The 15,879-nt window shown below is 69.0% G+C and carries 15 protein-coding genes; 9 read left to right on the top strand and 6 right to left on the bottom strand.

Translation table 11 applies throughout. The annotated features are described in order from the left end of the window. Nucleotides 1-4 precede the first annotated feature (4 nt). Together AC1RAA_RS02410 and AC1RAA_RS02415 are read left to right on the top strand one after the other, a co-directional pair. Entirely contained in the window at nucleotides 5-349 is a 345-nt protein-coding gene (locus AC1RAA_RS02410) for a zinc ribbon domain-containing protein (RefSeq protein WP_492726277.1), read from the top strand. A gap of 231 nt (nucleotides 350-580) precedes the next feature. Then, nucleotides 581-931 (top strand): alpha/beta hydrolase, encoded by a 351-nt coding sequence (locus AC1RAA_RS02415; protein WP_492678531.1) that lies wholly within the window; start codon nucleotides 581-583, stop codon nucleotides 929-931. A 90-nt stretch (nucleotides 932-1,021) separates the two neighbouring features. Here the strand turns inward: AC1RAA_RS02415 and AC1RAA_RS02420 are convergent, their stop codons facing one another. Together AC1RAA_RS02420 and AC1RAA_RS02425 are read right to left on the bottom strand one after the other, a co-directional pair. Beyond that, complete coding sequence (locus AC1RAA_RS02420; RefSeq protein WP_070060357.1) at nucleotides 1,022-1,375, bottom strand: VOC family protein; 354 nt, start codon at nucleotides 1,373-1,375, stop codon at nucleotides 1,022-1,024. Then, the gene (locus tag AC1RAA_RS02425) at nucleotides 1,372-1,680 is read right to left on the bottom strand and encodes a hypothetical protein (protein ID WP_492726279.1); all 309 of its coding nucleotides are present in this window, start codon (nucleotides 1,678-1,680) and stop codon (nucleotides 1,372-1,374) included. Before AC1RAA_RS02425 ends, AC1RAA_RS02420 begins: the two co-directional genes overlap by 4 nt. 135 nt (nucleotides 1,681-1,815) lie before the next feature. Between AC1RAA_RS02425 and AC1RAA_RS02430 the strand changes: the two genes are divergently transcribed. Beyond that, a complete protein-coding gene (locus tag AC1RAA_RS02430) occupies nucleotides 1,816-2,745 on the top strand; it encodes a MurR/RpiR family transcriptional regulator (protein ID WP_223301301.1) in 930 nt (309 codons plus the stop codon). Here AC1RAA_RS02430 and AC1RAA_RS02435 read toward each other — a convergent pair. Continuing rightward, nucleotides 2,682-3,557, bottom strand: a complete 876-nt coding sequence (locus AC1RAA_RS02435; protein WP_492726281.1) for an HAD-IIA family hydrolase — start codon at nucleotides 3,555-3,557, stop codon at nucleotides 2,682-2,684. The two genes, AC1RAA_RS02430 and AC1RAA_RS02435, sit on opposite strands and share 64 nt — an antisense overlap. Before the next feature lie 188 nt (nucleotides 3,558-3,745). On the opposite strand from AC1RAA_RS02435, the gene AC1RAA_RS02440 reads away from it, so the two are divergent. The 6 genes from AC1RAA_RS02440 to AC1RAA_RS02465 all read left to right on the top strand — a co-directional run bounded on the left by AC1RAA_RS02440 (nucleotide 3,746) and on the right by AC1RAA_RS02465 (nucleotide 10,567). Beyond that, the gene (locus AC1RAA_RS02440; RefSeq protein ID WP_095947575.1) at nucleotides 3,746-4,681 is read left to right on the top strand and encodes a phosphate/phosphite/phosphonate ABC transporter substrate-binding protein; all 936 of its coding nucleotides are present in this window, start codon (nucleotides 3,746-3,748) and stop codon (nucleotides 4,679-4,681) included. A gap of 8 nt (nucleotides 4,682-4,689) precedes the next feature. Beyond that, the gene (gene phnC / locus AC1RAA_RS02445) at nucleotides 4,690-5,490 is read left to right on the top strand and encodes a phosphonate ABC transporter ATP-binding protein (protein WP_492726283.1); all 801 of its coding nucleotides are present in this window, start codon (nucleotides 4,690-4,692) and stop codon (nucleotides 5,488-5,490) included. After that, nucleotides 5,487-6,485 carry a phosphonate ABC transporter, permease protein PhnE gene (gene phnE, locus AC1RAA_RS02450; protein ID WP_492726285.1) on the top strand — a complete coding sequence of 333 codons (999 nt, stop codon included), beginning with the start codon at nucleotides 5,487-5,489 and terminating at the stop codon, nucleotides 6,483-6,485. Before phnC ends, phnE begins: the two co-directional genes overlap by 4 nt. Before the next feature lie 147 nt (nucleotides 6,486-6,632). Next, nucleotides 6,633-6,821, top strand: coding sequence for a hypothetical protein (locus tag AC1RAA_RS02455; RefSeq protein ID WP_095745005.1), 189 nt, complete (start codon nucleotides 6,633-6,635; stop codon nucleotides 6,819-6,821). Between the two features lie 69 nt (nucleotides 6,822-6,890). Continuing rightward, nucleotides 6,891-9,143: a phosphocholine-specific phospholipase C gene (locus AC1RAA_RS02460; RefSeq protein WP_492726287.1), complete on the top strand. Its 2,253-nt coding sequence runs from the start codon at nucleotides 6,891-6,893 to the stop codon at nucleotides 9,141-9,143. Between the two features lie 5 nt (nucleotides 9,144-9,148). Then, nucleotides 9,149-10,567, top strand: a complete 1,419-nt coding sequence (locus AC1RAA_RS02465) for a YadA family autotransporter adhesin (protein WP_492726289.1) — start codon at nucleotides 9,149-9,151, stop codon at nucleotides 10,565-10,567. 269 nt (nucleotides 10,568-10,836) lie between these two features. On the opposite strand, the gene AC1RAA_RS02470 is transcribed toward AC1RAA_RS02465, so the two are convergent. The 3 genes from AC1RAA_RS02470 to tcuA all read right to left on the bottom strand — a co-directional run bounded on the left by AC1RAA_RS02470 (nucleotide 10,837) and on the right by tcuA (nucleotide 15,857). Beyond that, nucleotides 10,837-13,116, bottom strand: a complete 2,280-nt coding sequence (locus tag AC1RAA_RS02470) for a glycoside hydrolase family 3 N-terminal domain-containing protein (protein ID WP_492726291.1) — start codon at nucleotides 13,114-13,116, stop codon at nucleotides 10,837-10,839. A 100-nt stretch (nucleotides 13,117-13,216) separates the two neighbouring features. Further along, nucleotides 13,217-14,446 carry a tricarballylate utilization 4Fe-4S protein TcuB gene (gene tcuB / locus AC1RAA_RS02475; RefSeq protein ID WP_492726293.1) on the bottom strand — a complete coding sequence of 410 codons (1,230 nt, stop codon included), beginning with the start codon at nucleotides 14,444-14,446 and terminating at the stop codon, nucleotides 13,217-13,219. Continuing rightward, the gene (gene tcuA / locus AC1RAA_RS02480) at nucleotides 14,430-15,857 is read right to left on the bottom strand and encodes an FAD-dependent tricarballylate dehydrogenase TcuA (protein ID WP_492726295.1); all 1,428 of its coding nucleotides are present in this window, start codon (nucleotides 15,855-15,857) and stop codon (nucleotides 14,430-14,432) included. The genes tcuB and tcuA overlap by 17 nt, the downstream gene beginning before the upstream one ends. Nucleotides 15,858-15,879 lie beyond the last annotated feature (22 nt).

A 15,879-nucleotide genomic window follows, 5' to 3' on the forward strand; every position in this document is an offset into this window, starting at 1 on the left:
AGCCATGCCGACCTACGACTACGCCTGCGGACAGTGCGGCGGCTTCGAATCGCTGCGGCCTTCGGGCCAACGCGACGAGCCCGCTGCCTGCCCCGATTGCGGCACGGCCTCGCCGCGCGTGTTCACGGCCGCGCCGCGCCTGGCGCTGATGGCCGCCGACACGCGCCACGCGATGGCCACCAACGAACGCGCGCGGCACGAGCCCGCGAGCTCGCGCGACTATGCGCGCCTGCGGCATCCCTCGGGCTGCGGTTGCTGCGCGGGATCGTCGCGGCGCAGTGCCACGCAGACCGCGCCGAACGGGGCGAAATCGGCCCCGTCGCGGCGGCCCTGGATGATCTCGCACTGAGGGTCCGGCGTGCATTCCTTGCATGCGCTAGGCGCATGCAAGGAATGCCGGCAGCGAGAACTTTCTCGTGCGTTCCCTCTGGAGGAGAGGGTTCCGGGTACCGCATCGCATGCGCGGGCGGCGCGCGATTGTTTCAATCCCGTGAACGCCGCGATTCCTTTTGCTGCGGTTTTTTGGGGCGCTTCAGGTTCAAACTTCATCCCATCAACACACCACCTGAAGGAGATTGAAATGAATGCCTCGAAGACCCTCGCCGCCGTTGCGCTCTCGCTCCTGGCTGTTGCCGGTGCCCACGCCGAAACCTATGACGGCGTGCACACCGTGCACTCGACCCTCTCGCGTTCGGACGTCGCGTCGCAAGCCGTGGCTGCCGCCCGTGCCGGCAACGAGTACAGCGACGGCGCCACCGCCGGCGCACAGACCTTCACCTCGACCGCCGACCGCTCGACGATCCGCGCTGAAGCCGTCGCCAAGGCCCACGACCCGCTCGCCAGCCTCGACCGCCGCGCGTTCTACCGCGACGAAGTGCCGGCTGCGTACAAGAAGCCCAGCGTGTCGTTCACGCGCCAAGCTGGCCTGTAATCAGGCGACTGTGGCAAGCCGGTGCCTGCATCGGCTGGCTGAAGACCGAACGGGCCCTTGCGGCCCGTTTTTTCGTTGGGACGTCGCGCGTCAGGCGGCGTGTGCAAGGACGTTGACAAGCTTCCCGAACGGATCGCGGACATAGAAACGGCGCACACCCCAGGGTTCGTCGACCGGGCCGTATTCGATGGCAAAGCCGGCAGCCCGCATGCGCGCAAGCGCCGTGTCGACATCGTCGACTTCGATGGAAAGGTCAGGCACCGGCGTGCCCGAACCGCCTTCAGACGCAAAGCTGACCTGCACGCTCATCTCGGCCTGTGAACCGTAGGTGCGTATCCAGCCGTGGTCCATCAGCAGATCGAGGCCGAGCACGTCGGCGTAGAAGACCTGTGCGCGTGCCACATCCTGCGTCGCGAAGTTGGCGACCAGTCGTTTGACTTTCATTGTTTGGAACTCTCTTCGACGGTTTCGGGTGCGATGCGGAAAGCCTTGGGCTTGCCGCCGGATTCGGCATGGAGCAGGTCGCCTTCGATGCGGATGCGGGTCCACGTGTCGATGATGCCGTCGGCGCCGATCAGCTCGATGCTGTCGCCAGACAGTACCCGGTAGCGAAACGATGGCGCGCACTGCGGGCCATCGTGCGTGCCCAGCACCGCGCGAAGGAATCCGTTCGATGCGAACCAGTAGATCTCGACCTGGGTGTCGGAGATGAGTTGCAGCCGGCGGTCGATGGGGAGGGCGGTGGTCATGAGAGATGAGGGGGCGGGGGGTCACCACAAGGCAGCCAACTTCGAATGAGGAACGGCCGAATATAGAAGACCCCGCATGTGCCTGGCCAGCCGCGTGCGTGAAACCGCCATGGTTGCCGGGTAAGCTCGCGGCCCATGAAGCGCAACAGCACTCCCCGCACGTCCAAGTCCACCGGCGGCAAGGCTGCCGCGGCGCCCGCCGCCGAGGCATCCGACGTTCCGGTGTCCGCTGTGCTGGCACGCATCGAAACCCTCTGGTCGTCGCTGGGCCCCGTGGGCCAGCGCATCGCCGACTTCATCGTGAAGAACCCGCGCGAGGTGGTCCACATGTCGGTGAGCGAGGTGGCGGAGCGCACCGGTTCGAGCGAAGGCAGCATCGTCGGCCTGTGCAAGAACCTCGGCGCCACGGGCTTCCAGCAGATCAAGATCGCGCTGGCGCAGGAGATCGTGCGGCCGGTGCAGTTCATCCACGAAGACCTCGACCCGCAGGACAAGGCCGACGCGGTGATCCGCAAGATCTTCCAGAGCAACGTGCAGACGCTGCACGACACGCAGTCGATGCTCGACGCGAAGGCGATGGAGCGCGCGGTGCAGCTGTTTCGCAAGGCCGAGCGCATCGAGATCTACGGCATCGGCAGCTCGGCCACCATCGCCGAGGACGCGCACTACCGCATGCTGCGCATCGGCCTCAATGCCAAGGTGGTGGTCGATTCGCACGTGCAGGCCATCAGCGCCTCGCTCACGAATGCGAAGACGGCGGTGCTGACCATTTCGCATTCGGGAAGCACGCACGAGACAGTGACGGCCACGCGGCTCGCGAAGGAGGCGGGCGCGGCCACGGTGTGCATCACCAACTTCGGCAAGTCGCCGATCCAGGCCTTTGCCGACGTGCTGCTGTTCACCATGGCACGCGAAACCAACTTCCGCACCGAGGCGATGACGAGCCGGCTGGCGCAGCTGGCGATCATCGACGTGCTGATCGCCTGCCTGGCGCTGTCGGACTACGACACCTCGGTGCGCACGCTGCGCCAGACCTTCGACGTGCTCTCGCTCAAGCGGTACTGAGGCGCGGGTTCCACTGCTTCTGAGACGGGCGGCACGAGCAGGCCGGCCACCGTGGGCGCCACCGCCCCCGGCGATTCACCCACCAGCACGCAGGCCAGGCCGAGCCGCGCGGCGCCTTCGCCGTCGGTCAGCGGGTTGTCGCCGACCACCACCGTGCGCCCGGCGCTCGCGCCAAGGCGGCGCAGGCCCTCCTCGAACAGCAGCGGCGCGGGCTTGCCGACCACGCACCACGGCTGCACGCCGCTGGCCGTGACCACGGCCGCGAGCAGCGCGCCGGTCTCGGGCACCACGCGGCCGTGCGGGCCCGGGTGCGTGGCGTCGGCATTGGTCACCATCAGCCTGGCGCCGCGGCGCAGGGCGTTCGCGATGACCGACAGGCGTGTGTGGCTGAAGTGCATGTCGAGCGCCAGCAGCACGACGTCGGCCTCGGCCTCTGCTGACACCAGCCGGCAGCCCTGCGCGCGCGCATAGCGCTGCAGGGCAGGGCTGGCGGCCAGCAGCACGCGCGCCTGCGGATGCTGCTGCACCAGCTGGCGCACCGCGAGTTCGCCGGCCAGCACGATGCGCTCGGGCGGCACGCGCAGGCCCAGTTTGCGCAGCCGCACCGACAGGCCCTGCGCCGTGTGCGTGGAGTTGTTGGACACGATGGCGTAGCGGTCGTGGAAGTGCGCCAGCAGGCGGGCCGCGCCGTCGATGGCTTCCTGCTGGCGCACCAGCGTGCCGTCGAGGTCGACCAGCAGGTGGCGGGCCTGCGCCAGCGCATGGACGGCGCCTGCGTTCGTGGTCCCTGTTGTCGTGTGATGCGTGCTCATGGATCTCCGGGAGTGGGGCCGTCTTGAGGGGCTCGGCCGTGGCGGCGGATTCTATTGAATATTGCTCAGTGATATTTGAATTTTGAAATGAGCTTATTTCATTTCCCTGTCATCTGCGGCTCCTAAAGTTCTCTTCATCGGGGCGTTGCAACCGCACGCCCACCGCTTTCCAAACGAAGGAACCGACCATGAAAAAGCTCCTGGCCCTTGCGGCTGCCGCCCTCTCGCTGACTGCCGCGCTGCCGCTGGCCGCGCAGGCCCAATCGGTGGCCGACGGCTCGCGCGAGCGGCCGCTGCGCGTGCTGCTGATCCCGGCCGACGGCGGCACCGAGTCGGGCACCAAGGCCGACTACGCGCCGGTGTTCAATGCCATCACGCGCAGCACCGGCCTGAACTTCGACCTCAAGGTCGGCCAGTCGTACGGTGCGGTGGTGGAGGGCATGTGCAACCAGCTCGCCGACATCGCGTTCTTCGGCCCCGTGTCGTATGTGCAGGCGAACAAGCGCGGCTGCGCGCAGCTGCTGGCCGTGGGCGTGGAGAAGGGCGCCTCGGTGTACTACGCGGGCATGTTCGCCAAGGCCAATGCGCCCATCGCCTCGGTCAAGGACCTCAAGGGCAAGCGCGTGGCCTTCGGCGACGTCAACTCGGCCTCGAGCTTCACCTTCCAGGTCGCGATGCTGCTCGACGCCGGCATGGACCCGGCCAAGGACCTCGGCGCCATCCGCATGACCGGCAGCCACGCCAGCAGCCTGGCCGCGCTGGTGCAGGACCAGGTCGACGTGGCCTCGCTCTCCTTCGACTCCTACGAGAAGGCGGTGAAGCAGGGCGTGGTCGACCCGAAGACGGTGAAGGTGGTCGCGCGCAGCATGGCCATTCCATACCCGCCGCTGGCGCTCAACTCCAAGCTGCCCGAGCCGCTGAAGGCGAAGCTGAAAGACGCCTTCCAGACCGTGAACAAGGCCCCCGGCGTCACGCCCGACATGATCCGCGGCTACGGCGGCGGCAAGATCGACGGCTACGACACCAAGTTCTCCGAGGCCGAGTTCAACGTCGCCGCCGAAAAGCTCGGCCTGCTGACCGACGAGCTCAAGGGCCGCATCCTCGCCAAGTCCGCCGAGCGTTGAGCGTCGCCATGCTGAATTTCGAATCGGTCGCCATGCACTACGCCGACGGCACGCGCGCGCTCGACGGCGTGTCGCTGCAGGTGCCGGCGGGGCAGTTCTGCGTGGTGCTGGGCGCCTCGGGCGCGGGCAAGTCGACGCTGCTGCGCATGGCCAACGGGCTGGTCAAACCCACGCAGGGCGCGGTGCAGGTCGAGGGCGTGCAGATCGCTGCCCACTCGCTGGCCCGCATCCGCCCGCGCATCGGCATGATCCACCAGCAGTTCAACCTGGTGCTGCGTTCCACGGTGGCCGACAACGTACTGGCCGGCGCGCTGCCCGCGGTGCCGACATGGCGCGCGCTGCTCGGCCTGTTCACCGACGCGCAGCGTGCCAAGGCCTGTGCGCTGATCGAATCGGTCGGGCTGCAGGAGCAGCACCTGCTGCGCCGCGTGAGCGAGCTCTCGGGCGGACAGCAGCAGCGCGTGGGCATCGCGCGCGCCTTCATGCTCGAGCCGCCGCTGGTGCTGGCCGACGAACCGGTGGCCAGCCTCGACCCGCAGACCAGCCACGACGTGCTGTCGCTGCTGCGCACGCAGGCGCGCGAGCGCGGCACCACCGTGCTGTGCAGCCTGCATCAGATCGAGCTGGCCTGCGAGTTCGCCGACCGCATCGTCGCGCTGCGCCACGGCGCGGTGGTGTTCGACGGCGCGCCTGCGGCCTTCGACCCGAAGGTGTTCGACGCGGTCTACGGCCGCACGCCGGCGCCCGCGCGGCCCGCGCCCGAAACGCCGCTGCCGCTGCATGCCGGCGCGCTGGAGCTGGTGCCATGAGCCACCCCGCATCCGCCTGGGAGCTGCCGCGCCCCTTCGGCGCGCGCAGCCTCGCCGTGCTGCTGCTCGTGGTGGTGGTCGGCTTCTTCGCCGGCCAGCGCGTCGAAATGGGCCGCATGCTGTCGCTCACGGGCGAGGGCGTGCTCGCGGCCGTCGGCCTGCGCGAGCAGTCGCAGGTGCTGTCGGGCCTGGGCACCATCGCCAGGTCGCTCTTTCCGCCGCAGGTGTCGGAGCGCACCGAGGTGTCGCGCATCGAGGGCTTCGACCGCGAGCGGCTGCCGTGGTTCTCGCATGTCGAGACCGAGGAGTCGCGCCAGCCCAAGCTCAACCCGCAGACGCTGCAGATGGAAGAGGTGGTCGACCGGCGCGAGGTGCTGGTCGAGCCCTTCGGCTACCTCTGGCACGTGGCGGTGAAGATGCTCGAGACCTTCGAGATCGCCATCTGGGCGACGCTGCTGGCCATCGTGCTGAGCGCGCCGCTGGCCTGGTGCAGCGCGAAGAACTACACGTCGAACCGCGCCGTCTACACGCTGGCGCGCGGCGTGGTCGGCATGTTCCGCGCGGTGCCCGAGCTGGTGAGTGCGCTGTTCCTGGTGCTGGCCTACGGCTTCGGTCCCATCGCCGGCGTGCTCGCATTGGCACTGCATTCGGCGGGCTTCCTCGGCAAGTTCTACGCCGAAGACATCGAGACCGCCGACGACAAGCCGCAGGAGGCATTGCGCGCCATCGGCGCCAACAAGTTGAAGGTGATGCGCTTCGCGGTGCTGCCGCAGGTGATGCCGCAGTTCATCGCCTACACGCTGTACATCCTCGACCGCAACGTGCGCATGGCCACCGTGGTGGGGCTGGTGGGCGCGGGCGGCATCGGCCAGGAGCTGAAGGGCCGCTACGACATGTACAACTACGCGCACGTCGGAACGATCCTGATCGCGATCTTTCTCACGGTGCTCGTGCTCGACAGGGTCGCAGCCCGGCTGCGCAGCCGCTATGCCTGAGCGCTGACACCCATCCATCCGCCCACTTCGGGCACCCGACTTCATTTCGTTTCTTCCCGTTCCGGTGCAAGCCCTTCGAGGCCTGCACGGCCCGGCTTCGCCCGGCTTTTCTTCCCACGCCCCTTCGATCCAGAAAAGGACACCTTCATGACCTCACGTTCTTCCCGGTATGGCCTCGCTGCGGCGGGCTTTCTCCTGTGCCTGAGCCTTGCCGCATGCGGCGGCGGAAGCGGTGGTGGCGGCGGCCTGCCGGTGCTGCCGCCCACCGGCCCCACGCCCCCGACCACCACGCCGGAGCAGCCCGGCCCGACGCCGGCGCTGAAGTGCGCGCCCTGAGCCGCGCGCGGCCTTCATCCACACGCCTTCCATTTCTTCTGTTTTTGTCCTCGCGTTGAAAGACTCCCCATGAACCCCTCCAACCGTCGCGATTTCTTCCGCAAGTCGGCCGGCGCCGTCGGCGCGGCCTCGGCCCTCACCCTGCTGCCGCCCACGATCCGCAAGGCGCTCGCCGTCGAGGCCGCGGTCGACACCGGCACCATCAAGGACATCAAGCACGTCGTGATCCTGATGCAGGAGAACCGCAGCTTCGACCACTACTTCGGCACGCTGCGTGGCGTGCGCGGTTTCGGCGACCGCTTTCCGATTCCGCTGGCCAACGGCAAGTCGGTGTACTTCCAGTCGAACCCCGCGGGCGGCGCGGAGATTCCGCCGTTCCGCCGCGACTCGACGATCGCCAATGCGCTGATCGGCTCGGGCACGCCGCACAACTTTCCCGACCAGCAGGCCGCCTGGAACCAGGGAAAGATGGACCGCTGGATCCAGTTCAAGAACCAGGCCACGATGGGCTACTACCTGCGCGAGGACATCCCGTTCCAGTTCGCGCTGGCCGATGCCTTCACGGTGTGCGACGGCTACCACTGCTCCATCCTCACCGGCACCGACCCGAACCGCATCGTGTTCTGGTCGGGCTCCAACTTCAACCCGGAGCTGCGCAAGAAGGGCATCAACAGCACCGACACCGACTCCGAGCCGGTGAACTCGCGCTGCTGGCCCAACCCGTCCAACTGGGTGGCGGGCCGCCCGCAGCAGGCCGACGGCTCGGGCCAGAAAGACCCGATCAAGGGCGACTACAACTACAAGTACGTCAACAACGCCTTCAAGTGGGACACGCTGCCCGACGTGCTGCAGAAGAAGGGCGTCAGCTGGCACATCTACCAGAACATGAACAACAACTGGACGGGCGCCATGCACGGCTGCCTGGCCTTCGAGAGCTTTCGCACCGCGCAGCCGGGCTCGCCGATCTATGAGCACGGCCTCACGGGCGGCCCCGAGGCGGCCGACGGCGCCACCAACTTCCTGGCCCAGCTCAAGCAGGACGTGATGACGGGCAAATTGCCGGACGTCTCGTGGGTGCTGCCCACGCAGGCGCTGGCCGAGCACCCCGGCAGCAGCGAAGGCACGGCCGGCGCTGCCGACTTCATCGCCGACGTGCTGGACGCGCTCACGTCCAACCCGGCGGTGTGGAGCAAGACCGCGCTGTTCGTGACCTTCGACGAGAACGACGGCTTCTTCGACCACCTGGCCATGCCGGCCGTGCCCTCGTACGACGCCAACGGCACGCTCATGGGCAAGTCGACCGTGCCGCTGGAGGGCGAGTACTTCGACGCCTCGGTGGGCAGCTACCTGGCCGCCGCCGACAACACCACCACCGGCAAGATCCGCCCCTGGGGCCTGAGCTCGCGCGTGCCGATGTACGTGGTGTCGCCGTGGAGCAAGGGCGGCTGGGTCAACTCGCAGGTGTTCGACCACACCTCGGTCGGCCGCTTCCTCGAGAAGCGCTTCGACATCACGGTGGACGCGATCAGCCCGTGGCACCGCGCCGTGTGCGGCGACCTCACGACCTGCTTCGACTTCGTGAGCCCGAACGACCCGGTCGTTCCCAAGCTGCCCGACACGAGCAACTTCCCCGCGATCAATGCGGCGCAGCGGCTGCTGCCCACGGCCCCCGTGAGAAACGCCCCCGCCACGCCGCAGCCGCTGTACCAGGAGACCGGCACGCGCTTCTCGCGCGCGCTGCCTTACGAGCTGCACAACAGCGCGCGCGTCGAGCCGCGCGGTCTGGTGCAGCTGGTGTTCGCGAACTCCGGCACACAGGGCGCCGTGTTCCATGTCTACGACAAGCTGCACCTGGATCGCATTCCGCGCCGGTACACGGTCGAGGCCGGCAAGCAGCTGGCCGACTACTGGAACACCGGCGCCAGCGACAGCGGCAAGTACGACCTGTGGGTCTACAGCACCAACGGCTACGTGCGCAGCTTCCAGGGCGACGCACTGGCCTTCGACACCGCCGGCTTCAAGCCCGAGGTGCAGGTCTGCTACGAGCCGGTCGACGGGCAGGTCTACCTGAAGGTGCACAACTCGGGCAAGGCGGCCGGCAAGGTCACGGTGACGGCCAACGCGTACCGCAACGACGGCCCCTGGACGCTCGAGGTCGCGCCGGGCGCCACCGGCATGCTGCACTGGAGCCTGGACAAGAGCGGCTACTGGTACGACTTCACCGTCACCGCCGGGCACACCGAGCGCCGCTTCGCGGGCCGCGTCGAGACCGGCAAGCCCGGCGTGAGCGATCCGGCCATGGCCCTGCACCTGAAGGCCTGATCGTCATGAAGTTCAAGAAAAGAACGCGCAGCAAGACCCTGCTCGGGCTGGCCGTGGCCTTCGGCTCGGTGGCCGGCATGGGCATCGCCTCGGCCCAGCCGATCACCTGGGACCCGGCCAAGGGCAACCTGGGCATCGGCGACAAGGCCGGCACCACCGGCGTCACGGGCAGCAACGACCTGGCCTTCGGCAAGGGCGCGGGCAACAACGTCAGCACCAACTGGAACCTGGCCATCGGCGAGGGCGCCGGCACCGGCGTGTCGGGCAAGAACGCCAACCAGGCCATCGGCTACTACGCGGGCACCAACGTGGTCGGCGGCTGGAACCAGTCGATGGGCCGCAGCGCGGGCCAGAACGTGACCGGCGACTACAACAACGCCGTCGGCTTCTGGGCTGGCACCGACGTGAAGGGCAACGGCAACGAGGCCTACGGCAGCAACGCCGGGCGCAACGTGACCGGCAACGCCAACCAGGCCTACGGCGGCGACGCGGGTCGCAACGTGACCGGCAGCAACAACCTGGCCACAGGGCAGGGCGCGGGCAGCGGCGTCACCGGCTCGGGCAACCAGGCCTCGGGCCAGATGGCCGGCGCCCAGGTGGCGGGCAGCAACAACGTGGCCATGGGCCAGGCCGCGGGCGGCGGCGTGCAGGGCAACCAGAACCTGGCGCTGGGCACGGCGGCCGGCCAGGGCGTGGTCGGCAGCCACAACATCGCGCAGGGCAGCGGTGCGGGCCAGAACGTCATGGGCAGCGGCAACATCGCCATCGGTGCCGACGCCGGCGTGTACGTGAACGCGAACCAGGCGATCTCGCTGGGCAGCGCGGCGCGCGCGAGCGCCGACAACGCCATTGCCCTCGGCAGCAACGCATCAGCCTCGCATGCCAACAGCGTGGCGCTCGGCGCGGGCAGCACGACCACGCGCGGCGCGCAGTCGAACTACGTGGCCGTGGGCATGAGCGGGCTGCAGTCGTCGACCGGCGAAGTGGCGCTCGGCAACCGTCAGCTCACCGGCGTGGCGCCCGGCAGCGCGCCCGACGACGCGACCAACGTGGGCCAGGTGCAGGGCATGGTGCAGCAGGGCGTGAGCGCGGCCAACGCGTACACCGACACCGTCGCCGCGCAGGGCCTGCCGCTGGGCAAGGCCTACACCGACTTCACGGCCGCGCGTCTGCAAAGCCAGATGGATGAGAACGCGCGGCGTGCGTATGCCGGTATTGCAGGTGTCGCCGCCATGGAAGCTGCGCCGGTCGTGCCGGGGAAGATCAGCTACGCCGTGGGGCTCGGCAACTTCCGCAGCGAAAGCGCGATGGGCGGATCGATCCGTCGCACCTCGCAGGATGGGCGTTACAGCGTGACGCTGGGTGTGGGCGCGAGCAGTTCGGGCGTGGTGAGCCGGGTGGCGTTCACGGGGGTGTTCGACTGAATTCGTTCAGGGCGACGATCCCGCCGACGGGGTACCTTGCTCCGCGAATGTCCCCCGGCCTTCGGCCTCCTCCTTGATTTCGCTGCGCAAGGCACCCCATCGACGTGATCGTCATCAGTGGGGTCGTTGATTGGCCAGCACACCACCGCCGCTTCCCGTGCGCAGGACACTGGGTGCTTCCCGCAGCGAAATCAAGGAGGAGGGCGAAGCCCGGGGGACATTCGCGGAGGGAAGTACCCGGTGGCCTGTGCACGTGCCCTGAAAAAAACTCACTCCCGCGTCAACACGAAGCGCTTCTGAATCCCGCCAGCCGCAGAAGGCGCGACCCACAAGTCGAACTCGCCCGGCTCGATCACAGGCTTCATGTCCCGCCCCAGAAACTGCAGGTCGTCATTGCCGACAGTGAACTCGACCACCTCCGATGCCCCCGGCGCAATCCGCACCTTGCGGAAGTTCTTTAGCTCGCGCACCGGCCGCGTCACGCTCGCAGCGCGCTGCGCCAGATACAGCTGCACCACTTCTTCCGCCTCGCGCGCCCCCGTATTCGTGACGGTGGCGCGCACACGCAGCGTCTGGCCGATGGCGAGGCGATCGGTGCTCAGCTCGACCTGGTCGTAGCGCACCGGCGCATAGCCGATGCCGAAACCGAAGGGGTACAGCGCCTCGTTCGTCGCGTCCAGGTAGCGGGTCTTGAAGGCCGTGCCCGGCGCGCTCTCAGGCGAGGGGCGGCCGGTGCGCTTGTGGGCGTAGTAGTAGGGCACCTGGCCGGCGGTCTGCGGAAAGCTCACGGGCAGGCGGCCCGAGGGGTTGGCGTCGCCGAACACCACGTCGGCGATCGCGTGGCCGGTCTGCACGCCGAGGAACCAGGTCACGAGAATGGCGCGCGCATTGCGCACGGCCCCCTTGAGCGCCATCGCGCGGCCGTTGCTCAGCAGCACGACCACCGGCTTGCCCGTGGCGGCCACGGCCTCGGCCAGGTCCTGCTGGGCCTGCGGCAGGCCGATGTCGCTGCGCGAGCGCGACTCGCCCGACATCTTCTGGCTCTCGCCGATCGCCAACACCACCACGTCGGCCTCGCGCGCGGCGGCCACGGCGGCCTCGATGCCGCCGGGCAGCGGCGACTCGACGTTCGCACCGCGCGTGACGGTCAGCCGCGAGGCCTCGGTGCCCAGCGCGGCATGCAGGCCTTCGTCGATGCCCACGGGCGCGGACTGGCCCGGGAACAGGCTCCAGGAGCCCATCAGGTCCTTCGTGCCTTCGGCGAAGGGGCCGATCAGCGCGATCTTCTGTGGGCCCGTTTTCGCGAGCGGCAGCAGCTGGCCCTCGTTCTTCAGCATCACGATGGAGCGGCGCGCGCTCTCGCGGGCCAGCGCGATGAACTCGGGGTTCTCCACGCGCTGCGCGGCCGGCGGACCGTCGAGGCCGCGCATCGGGTCGTCGAAGAGGCCGAGCTTGAGCTTGACTCGCAGCACGCGCCGCACGGCCTCGTCGAGCCGCGCCATCGGCACCTCGCCGGAGGCCACGAGGTCGGGCAGGTGGCGGATGTACAGGCCGCTTTGCATGCTCACGTCGGTGCCGGCCATGAAGGCCAGTTTGGCGGCCTCGCGGCCGTTGGCGGCGTGGCCGTGTTCGATGAGCTCTTCGTCGGCCGTGTAGTCGGACACCACGAAGCCCTTGAACTTCCACTCGTCGCGCAGCACGCCGGTGAGCAGCGCGGGGTTGGCGGTCGAGGGCACGCCGCCGATCTCGTTGAAGGCGCTCATGACCGACAGCGCGCCCGCATCGAGCGCCGCGCGAAACGGCGGCAGGTAGACCTCGCGCAGCGTGCGCTCGGAGATTTCGCTCGTGTTGTAGTCGAGCCCGCCCTCGGCCGCGCCGTAGGCCGCGAAGTGCTTGGGCGTGGCCAGCATCGAGTCGGCGTTCGCGAGGCTGCTGCCCTGGAAGCCGCGCACGCGCGCCGCCGCGAACTGGCGCGCCAGGTACGGGTCTTCGCCCACGCCTTCGAGGCCGCGGCCCCAGCGCGCGTCGCGCGCGATGTCGACCATGGGGGCGAAGGTCCAGCGGAAGCCGTCGGCCGTGGCCTCGACCGCTGCCGCGCGCGCGGTGCGCTCGGCCAGCGCGGGCTCCCAGCTCGAGGCCTCGGCCAGCGGCATCGGGAAGATGGTGCGAAAGCCGTGGATCACGTCGGCACCGAAGATCAGCGGAATGCCCAGTCGCGACTCGCGCACCGCCACCTGCTGCAGCCGCCGCTTGCCCTCGAGGCCGGCGTTGTTGAACAGGCCCGTGAGCCGCCCGTTGCGCACGTCCTCCGTCTCCTGCTGCCCGTTGCGCCAGCCGGCCTGCGGGTTGTTCGGGATGTTGATGTCGGCCGGGCCGTAGAGGCTGAGCTGGCCGGCCTTTTCCTGCGGTGTCATGCGCGCGATCAGCGACTCGATGCGGGCTTCGGCTGCGTCGGAGGGCTGGAGGTTTTTCGGAACGGACGCCGCGATGGTGGGGAGCGAGAGGGCGGACAGGACGAGGGCGAGAACGGCGGCTTTTCGAACATGCATGGCCGCCTATTCTGCAGACAACGCGCGCCGGCCCCGGCCAGCGGGTTTCCGCCCTGGGCGTAGGGCCTTGTCCGACCCCGGCCGCTTCAGGCCATGCCGGTCAGTCCGCACCCAGCCGCAACCGGCTGGGCAGTCGCTTCTCGATGGCGAACTTCAGCAGCGCCGCGCAGCGGAAGATGCCGTGCGCGAACTTGCCGTAGGGCAGCGTGAGAAAGAGCGCCATCACCACGCCCAGGTGCACCGCCAGCAGCAGCGCCATGAAGCGGGTGTCGCGCCAGGCCAGCAGGGCCAGGCCCGTGAGGCTCGTGAGCAGCAGCAGCGCGATGAAGCCGCGGTCCATCGGCCGCTGCGCCGCGTCGCCGTGCGCGGCATGGCGCCGCAGGTTGAGCCACAACAGGCCGACGGGGCCGATCACGAGGCCGATGCCGCCCGTGGTGCCCAGCAGCACGGGCAGGCTCGTGAGCGCATAGGGCGCATGCAGGTCGAACAGGTAGTGGTAGAGCGTTGCCACGCAGGTGGAGGCGAAGCACAGCATGAAGCCGTAGAAGGTGAAGTGATGGAAGCGCCGGCGCCAGAGCGTGAAGCGGTCGTCTTCGTTGTTGCAGCCTTCGCCATGGCCGCCATCGAGATACTTCAGGCGCAGCGCGTCGTGCGCGGCTTCGGCGCTGGCTGCGCGGCGCACACCCGGCAGGTCGGGCGCGTTGCCCGGGTCGTTCGCGGGCGAGACCTCGCGCCAGAAGCGGCGCGTGCCCATGGCCAGCGCGAACATCACGAACAGGAACACCGCGCCGAACACCAGTGCCAGGAAGTTGTGCGGAAAGATCGCGTAGAAGTTGCCCGCGAGCGGCGCGTGCACGAGCGAACCCGACATCGCCACGGCCAGCACGAGGAACAGCGCGAGCCCACCCGCTAGTGCCAATGCGACGGTGAGCCCGGCCCGCTTGTAGAGCGCGCCCATCGCGGGCGGCCAGGCGTAGTCGTGGTAGGTCTGCAGGCGCACCTGCGCCATCGCCTGCGGCACGTTCACGGCGAATTCGTGCGGGGGCGCGTACTGGCAGGCATGCAGGCAGGCGCCGCAGTTGTGGCACAGGTTGGCGAGGTAGTGCGTGTCGGCCTTGCCGAATTCGAGCCGGCGCGTCATGGCGGGGAACACGGCGCAGAAGCCCTCGCAGTAGCGGCAGGCGTTGCAGATCTGCAGGATGCGCGCGACCTCGCCCTCGGAGGCGGTGAGCGGCAGGGCGGGCTGGATCGGGATGACGCGCGACGGGGTGCTGCCGATGCCGTCGGCTTCCGCACGGGCGCGTGCGACGAGGTCAGTGAGCTGCTGCAAGGGCGGCCTCCGGGGAATTCTTCGAAACGTTCTTGGCGGCCTTCGCGGCCTGCGTCCCGGCGATGCGCCCGAAGGCCGTGCCGATGCTCATGCCCACGCCGGCCGTGTAGCCTTGGCCCAGCACGTTGCCGGCCATCATCTCGCCGGCCACGAAGAGGTTGGGGCTCGGCCGGCCGCCGAAGCGCACGGCGGCGGTCTCGTCCACTTTCAGGCCGAGGTACGTGAAGGTGATGCCGGGGCGCAGCGGATACGCATGGAAGGGCGCCGTGTCGATCGGGCGCGCCCAGTGCGTCTTGGCGGGCGCGAGGCTTTCGGTGTGGCAGTCGTCCAGCGCCGTGTGGTCGAAGCGGCCGACGCGGCAGGCGGCGTTGTAGTCCTGCACGGTGCGCACGAAGGTGGCTTCGTCCAGGCCGATCTTCTGCGCGAGTTCGCCGAGCGTGCTGGCCTGCGTGCCGGGGAACACGGGCGGCATGAAGCGCCCGACCGCCTGCTGGTCGATGACCGACCACGCGATCTGCCCCGGTTGCTGCGCCACGAGCCGGCCCCAGATCGCATAACGCTTGGGCCAGAAGTCCTCGCCCTCGTCGTAGAAGCGCTGCGCGTCGCGGTTGACCACCACGCCGAGCGATACGCAGTCGATGCGCGTGCAGATGCCGCCGTCGTACAGCGGTGCGCGCGCGTCGATGGCGACCATGTGGCCCTGCGACGGATCGCCGATGGGGTCGGCGCCCGCGTCGATCATGTGCCTGAGCAGCACGCCCTGGTTGAAGCGCGTGCCGCGGATGAGGAAGTTGTCGGCCGGCCATTCGCCGCGCTCGTTCCGGCCCCACGCTTCGCGCAGCCATTCGCGGTTCGATTCGAAGCCGCCCGAGGCCAGCACGCAGCTCTTCGCCGCGATGCGCTCGCCAGTCTCGGTGCGCACGGCCACGAAGCGCTCGCCGTCGAGTTCGACCGAAGCGACGGGCGTGTCGTAGCGGATCTGCACGCCGAGCGCTTCGGCGCTGCGGTAGTAGGCGTTGACGAGCGCCTTGCCGCCACCCATGAAGAAGGCGTTGGTGCGCGCCACGTGCAGCGCGCCCGACAGCGGCGGCTGAAAGCGCACGCCGTGGCGGCGCATCCAGTCGCGGCAGTTCGACGAGGCGCGAATCACGAGGCGGGCCAGGTGCTCGTCGGTGAGGCCGCCGGTCACCTTCAGCAGGTCTTGCCAGTACTCCTCTTCAGGGTAGGCCTCGACCAGCACGTCCTGCGGCGCGTCGTGCATGCAGCGCAGGTTGCGGGTGTGCTGCGAATTGCCGCCGCGCCATGCTTTGGGCGAGGCCTCCAGCAGCAGCACCGAAGCGCCGGCCTCGCGCGCCATCAGCGCGGCGCACAGCGCGGCATTGCCGCCACCGACAACCAGTACGTCTATCACTCGTGGGTCTCCTTGGAATGCA

It is taken from the genome of Variovorax sp. GW823-FHT04F07 (assembly GCF_058795995.1).

Coding starts and splice junctions, on each gene's coding strand:
- AC1RAA_RS02410 (WP_492726277.1), top strand. CDS start 5: ATGCCGACCTACGACTACGCCTGCGGACAGTGCGGCGGCTTCGAATCG.
- AC1RAA_RS02415 (WP_492678531.1), top strand. CDS start 581: ATGAATGCCTCGAAGACCCTCGCCGCCGTTGCGCTCTCGCTCCTGGCT.
- AC1RAA_RS02420 (WP_070060357.1), bottom strand. CDS start 1,375: ATGAAAGTCAAACGACTGGTCGCCAACTTCGCGACGCAGGATGTGGCA.
- AC1RAA_RS02425 (WP_492726279.1), bottom strand. CDS start 1,680: ATGACCACCGCCCTCCCCATCGACCGCCGGCTGCAACTCATCTCCGAC.
- AC1RAA_RS02430 (WP_223301301.1), top strand. CDS start 1,816: ATGAAGCGCAACAGCACTCCCCGCACGTCCAAGTCCACCGGCGGCAAG.
- AC1RAA_RS02435 (WP_492726281.1), bottom strand. CDS start 3,557: ATGAGCACGCATCACACGACAACAGGGACCACGAACGCAGGCGCCGTC.
- AC1RAA_RS02440 (WP_095947575.1), top strand. CDS start 3,746: ATGAAAAAGCTCCTGGCCCTTGCGGCTGCCGCCCTCTCGCTGACTGCC.
- phnC (WP_492726283.1), top strand. CDS start 4,690: ATGCTGAATTTCGAATCGGTCGCCATGCACTACGCCGACGGCACGCGC.
- phnE (WP_492726285.1), top strand. CDS start 5,487: ATGAGCCACCCCGCATCCGCCTGGGAGCTGCCGCGCCCCTTCGGCGCG.
- AC1RAA_RS02455 (WP_095745005.1), top strand. CDS start 6,633: ATGACCTCACGTTCTTCCCGGTATGGCCTCGCTGCGGCGGGCTTTCTC.
- AC1RAA_RS02460 (WP_492726287.1), top strand. CDS start 6,891: ATGAACCCCTCCAACCGTCGCGATTTCTTCCGCAAGTCGGCCGGCGCC.
- AC1RAA_RS02465 (WP_492726289.1), top strand. CDS start 9,149: ATGAAGTTCAAGAAAAGAACGCGCAGCAAGACCCTGCTCGGGCTGGCC.
- AC1RAA_RS02470 (WP_492726291.1), bottom strand. CDS start 13,116: ATGCATGTTCGAAAAGCCGCCGTTCTCGCCCTCGTCCTGTCCGCCCTC.